The sequence below is a fragment of the Desulfoluna sp. genome, assembly GCF_030145185.1.
Taxonomy (GTDB): domain Bacteria; phylum Desulfobacterota; class Desulfobacteria; order Desulfobacterales; family Desulfolunaceae; genus Desulfoluna.
Genome location: NZ_JAQYWB010000145.1, coordinates 1 through 4,972, shown reverse-complemented (window position 1 = coordinate 4,972; position 4,972 = coordinate 1). Strand labels below are relative to the sequence as shown.

General features: G+C 56.6%; 5 protein-coding genes. 2 read left to right on the top strand and 3 right to left on the bottom strand.

Annotated features, from left to right (window positions below; genetic code table 11):
- Positions 1-416: 416 nt before the first annotated feature.
- The 3 genes from Q1Q75_RS22445 to Q1Q75_RS22435 form a co-directional block, all read right to left on the bottom strand.
- Positions 417-626 carry a dodecin family protein gene (locus Q1Q75_RS22445; RefSeq protein WP_300675437.1) on the bottom strand — a complete coding sequence of 70 codons (210 nt, stop codon included), beginning with the start codon at positions 624-626 and terminating at the stop codon, positions 417-419.
- A gap of 197 nt (positions 627-823) precedes the next feature.
- Positions 824-2,794 (bottom strand): CHAT domain-containing protein, encoded by a 1,971-nt coding sequence (locus tag Q1Q75_RS22440; RefSeq protein ID WP_300675435.1) that lies wholly within the window; start codon positions 2,792-2,794, stop codon positions 824-826.
- An 88-nt stretch (positions 2,795-2,882) separates the two neighbouring features.
- Positions 2,883-4,427 carry a metallophosphoesterase gene (locus Q1Q75_RS22435; protein WP_300675433.1) on the bottom strand — a complete coding sequence of 515 codons (1,545 nt, stop codon included), beginning with the start codon at positions 4,425-4,427 and terminating at the stop codon, positions 2,883-2,885.
- Here Q1Q75_RS22435 and Q1Q75_RS22430 point away from each other — a divergent pair.
- Positions 4,426-4,695 (top strand): hypothetical protein, encoded by a 270-nt coding sequence (locus Q1Q75_RS22430; protein ID WP_300675431.1) that lies wholly within the window; start codon positions 4,426-4,428, stop codon positions 4,693-4,695. The genes Q1Q75_RS22435 and Q1Q75_RS22430 overlap by 2 nt on opposite strands.
- A 17-nt stretch (positions 4,696-4,712) precedes the next feature.
- Positions 4,713-4,972: hypothetical protein (locus Q1Q75_RS22425; protein WP_300675429.1), on the top strand; the 260-nt coding region annotated here is incomplete at its 3' end.

Sequence of the window (4,972 nt, the reverse complement as noted above, 5' to 3'; positions counted from 1 at the left end):
CCCGGATATTTCATGAGAAAACAATCAGGACTAAGGAATAGTTCGTAATTGCAGTTCTTTGCAGTAATATTTTCAATTATTTCAAAAATGCAAAATGTAATCCACAGTATTCTGTCTGATTTTCTCACCCTTCGGGCGAGCTGGGTGCACTCATCTGCCGCGTTATCAGAGCTTTGAGGTAAACCACTACATCTTCAGCTCTGATGCCTTGCATATGAGCGCACCCAACTCGTGAAATATCCGGGTTAGGATGTCGCCACCCACGCAAGGCTTTATCTCTTATGCACGGAGCGTAGCGACCCACCGAACGAAGCACGAAGAACCAGGCACGAAGAACGCCTTTTATACCTTACTTGAATGGAAACGGAATTTATTTTGGATCGTTTCTCAGGGAGTGCTCGTGTCAGGGGCGGGGATTATTGGTCGAACTTGAACGACACCTTCAGCCGGGTTCTGTAAGCGACAATACGGTTGTCCTCCAGCCGCATATCCATATTCACGACTTCTGCCACGCGAATATCGCGCAATGTCTTATCAATGGTTTGAATCGCTTTATGGGCGGCGTCTTCCCACGACTTTTCCGACAGACCAACGACTTCAATGATTTTGTAAACGCTTGAATCCATGGTGTCCTCCTTGTGATGTGGGGAATGACTTTGCTTCGTGAATGGAATGATATTTTATATAATAATATCAGATCGCGACATCCGTCGCAATGGAGGAATGCCGGCGAAATGTTATCTGAGGACGGCCACCTGTTGACGGGAAACGAGAGAGTAAAAGTCTGAGAAAAGCGATGTTCCGTCGTCATGGCGGTGCTTTATTACCCCGCTTGCGTCAGGGGTTCCTGTTTCGCCTGCTTTCCTTTGGTCAGCATGGCGGTGAGCTTTGCGGCAAAGTTGGCTGAGACCTTATCAAAATAAAGCATGTGGGTATAACGGTGGAACTGCCAGCGGGAGGAGATGAGCTGAATCGCGTGGGTTGGGGCGTCCTGAATTAGTTTGAGGACGAATCGCTGCGGGTTGGGGTACGGGTCCTGGGGGCGTGCCGGATCCACGACGAAATCCAGGAAGTAGAGTTCGGCCAGGTTGGCACAGGCCCAGAGCGCGTGGGAGGGGTCTGGGTGATTGAGCTCGTAGAGGGCGGAGGCTTCAAGAAAAGTCCACAAGGGCACATCCAGGGCCATTTTTTGGGTTTTATGAAACTGCAGAAATATGGAGAGACTCAGCACCTGGGTGCCGGGCCAGTGGGCATGGGCGTTGATGGCGCTGGCCCGTTGGTAGAACCCAAGGGCGTGTTCCAGGGCCTGGAGGGCGGTGTCGGGCAGTGGCGCGCGCGCGTGAGGCTCGGTGGTCAGGGTATCATCGTATTTGAGGTAAAGGGCCTGGGCCTTGCGTTTTTCGGCCGATCCGAGGCTGCAGAGTTTGTGGATGCGAGTCTCCTGGGCGGCGAGGAAGGCGGCGTCCCGATCGGTTTTGGCTTCGGGGACGAAGTTGATGGTGTGCCGGATGTCTTCGATGACACGGTCGAAGTTTTCGTCTGACTTATCCATGCCTTTTTCCGTGAGATTGTGGGCGCGGTTCAGGGAGGCGGAAAGGGCGCGGTGGGCCTGAGAGGTTTTGAGTTCCCTGAGTTGGTTTTCAATGTCGTCCGGCAGGGAGGCATAGGCAATGAGGCTTCCCCAGTCGTGGGTGGTGCGGTCCTGACGCCGGAGTTGCTGGCGCAGTTCGTAAAGGCAGATCCGGGGGTCTTTGCCCCAGAGAAGGCCGGAGTAGAGGGTCTGGGCCAGGGTCACGGAACCTGCTTTGGTGAGGGGATACTGGGAGCCGATGACCAGGGGGACGCCCGCGTTGTGAATGGCGTGGACCAGGCTGGAGCCTGGGAGTACCACCGACCCCTGCTGGCCGCTGTCGCAGCTTGCCAGGGTCACCATCAGGGGAGAGGAGAAGCCCTCTTCTCGTTTTTTGATGCGCAGGGCTGCTGAGAGTCTCTGTCCATCCACCACATCCACGTTGCCAGGATCTCTGTCATCGCAGAGGGCCAGGCCGTATCGCGCCTCGGAGGTGTCCGGTACCCGTGCGCCGTGGGCGAGGATGTGGATGTGGGTGTAGTTCCCTTTGGCACAGGCCCCCTGGATCTGCTCCAGGGTGGCGGCCGGCAGCACGGTGAGAAAAGGGGCCAGGCGTTGTGTCGGCGTGACGTTTTCCGAAGGCTGGGGAAGCCAGGGGCTGATCGCTACCCGCAGGGCGAGGAGGTGGGCCTTGAAGGGGATACTTCCCACCCCGGGGGGCGAAGCGGCGGCAAAGAGAATGCGGGGCCTTTGCGTCCAGGACATCCCTTGACCGGGGATTCCCCGGATTTCTCGGGTGATCACCACCGGGACATCCTGTTGAAGGGAGAGGGGCAAGCCCTCACCGGGAAACCCTTTGGCTGCGTCGGCCATTTCAAAGGGGAGCAGGGCCAGTTCCGACGCGGAGAAGACCAGCCGGAGGTGGACAAGCTGTTCCTCGCCGTCCAGGGAGAGATCGGCGATGAGACCCGGAACTTTCTCCAGGATCTGTCCCATGGCTGCAGACAACTCTCGGATCTGCCCCTGCCTGGTTTGGGTCTCCTCCTCTCCGTAGCGTAAGGCCCTGAGCAGCGTGATAAAGTTTTGCTGCTCGTAAGTCAGGGTCACCGTTGTGGGCTCATGACGCCCGCAAAGCCCCATGTATCGTGTCAAAGGTGAGAGCAGCTGGTTGTGGGGCGGACCGTGTCTTAACAATTCAAACTTTACCGACCGAATTTTTCGCATGGTTTTCTCCTTACTTTTTTAAGGACCTCCGCAAAAATAAACCCGGTAGAACGCGGGATTGCGAATGTCTTCAAGGCTCTCCCTCCTATCAGCAGCCCAGCTGGCCTTGGGGGACGGGGGTCAGGCGATATCCGGCATCACTCTCCTCCACGGTGGCCAGGGTTCCCAGGACCTTTCCATTGGCCTCATTTTCGATGGAGACCACGCTACGGATATGGCGGATGAGCGGTCGTCCGTTGATGATGGCAGTGTCGAGGCTTTCCATGTCCCCTTTTTTCAGCACAGCCCACACCTTTTTAAACGGTTTTTTTCCCAGAAGGTCCGGGGGGAGCTGCATGAGTCGGATCCAGGAGCCGGAGTTGAAATAGGTGGTGCCAGTCTCCATTTTAATCGCTTTGTGGAGGTGGGTGTGCCCTGCCACCACCACGTCCACCTCGGAGCCGATGAGGTCTTGGACCTTTTCGCAGGTGGCGTCTGGTTCCGTGGGGTCGAAGGTCGGATCGCCTTTCAGCCATCCCAGAAGGGCTTCGCGCACATTTTCTTCAGGGGAACGCCCCCGGAGTTTGTCCCAGATTGCGCCCCAGGTGCCGAGGAACTCAGGTTGGGCGGTGTCATTGGCAAAGGCGGCCGGGGAGGTGCCATGGGCCACGTGGGTGTCCATCTCGGAGAGGAGGAGGTCCATGTCGGTGGCATCCATGTTGGTGGTATCCGGGGCGGTGGGGCCGGCGAGGCTGGGGTAGGAGACCGACATCATGGATTGAAAGGCCTGGTCCTCGGAGGCCTCGGATTCTGAAAATTCCCTTTCGCAGCTGAGAAAATGATCGGGGCCTCGCTGTCTGTCTCGAAGGTAATCGGCGGCGACGCCGAAGAGCTTTTTAACCCGTGACCAGGTGACGGCCTTGTCATCCATGGCCAGGAGCAGGGCGGGGACGGTTTCGGTTTCGGGCTTGAGCAGGTCGATCCATCGGTAGGTTCTCTTCATCTCGTTCATCACGTCAATAACCATTTTTGTCCCGGCGTTGGGGGTCCATTCCGTCAGGGGGGTGTGTCGTTTTTTTTGGGCGCTGATGCGGGCCAGGGTATGGAAGTCCACCGGGTTCCAGGCATCGGTCTCGTTGCCATGAATGCAGAGGATATTTCGGGTCTCTACCCGGCAGGCAAAGCCGGTGCCGTCCATGGCAAAGAGAAGGCGACCCCGTGCGGCGTCATCCGGTGTGCCGTCATTTTTTGTGCAGAGTCGGCTGGCCAGGCATTCCCGAACCCCAGGCAGGGCGAGCTCCACGTCGTGGTTGCCGAGGACGACGACCAGGGTGCGGTTAGGTGTTTGCACGAAGCGGGCAAGGGCCTCCCATCCCTTGATAAAGGCCGGGTCTTCCATGATGCGTTCCAGGTCGGTGATGGCGTGTGAGGGCCGGAAGTAGCACTCCTGCGCATGGGGGGGCAGAGGCTCAGCGAGAAAATCGACGATATCTCCGTTCAGGACCAGGGCCACTTTTTTATCTTCCGGTTCTGTGGCCAGATGGTCGACCAGCCAGGCCAGGGCCTCCTGCTGGTTGAAAATTTGAAAGCCCTGGGTGCCACCCAGGTGAATATCCGAGATGACGTGTACGGCATCATACTGAGGAACAAGCATGGAGATACCTCCTGAGTATAAAAGGGTTACACAGCAAAAAAAGAAACAAAGCGGGGACGTCAATGAATCAGGCATCATCAGGCATGCGTGGTTATCAGGGGCAGGTGTGGCCGGAATTGAAATATTTTATCGTATTGTCGGGAGATTACAAGGGGAAGGTCGCGTTATGACGTCGCGGTTGTTATTTTGCGAAATTTTCGGCATCATAACAGAAGCCATTCATTTCTTATTTGGGCCTCATCTCTCTTATTTTCTTCATTTTCCGTAGACTCTCCGGGATGCCGCGTGCCGATGATCTCTGCCTCCATGTGTGGCGCCGGTCGCCGTCCCATTCCTGCCATGCCTATCACATCGGGATACTCCATGGACGATTTGAGCATGTATCATCAAGACGGTGTCGGGCGTATTTTTTGTTGCATTAAAAGTGGGGTTTTTCGAATCGTTGGGTGGATTTTTTTCTGCCTGGTGGTTGGTCTGAGCCTTGTTCCTTCCGGCCATGGGTCGGGTTCGTTTCCCCTGATCCCGGAGGAGCCCCCCCCACTCGT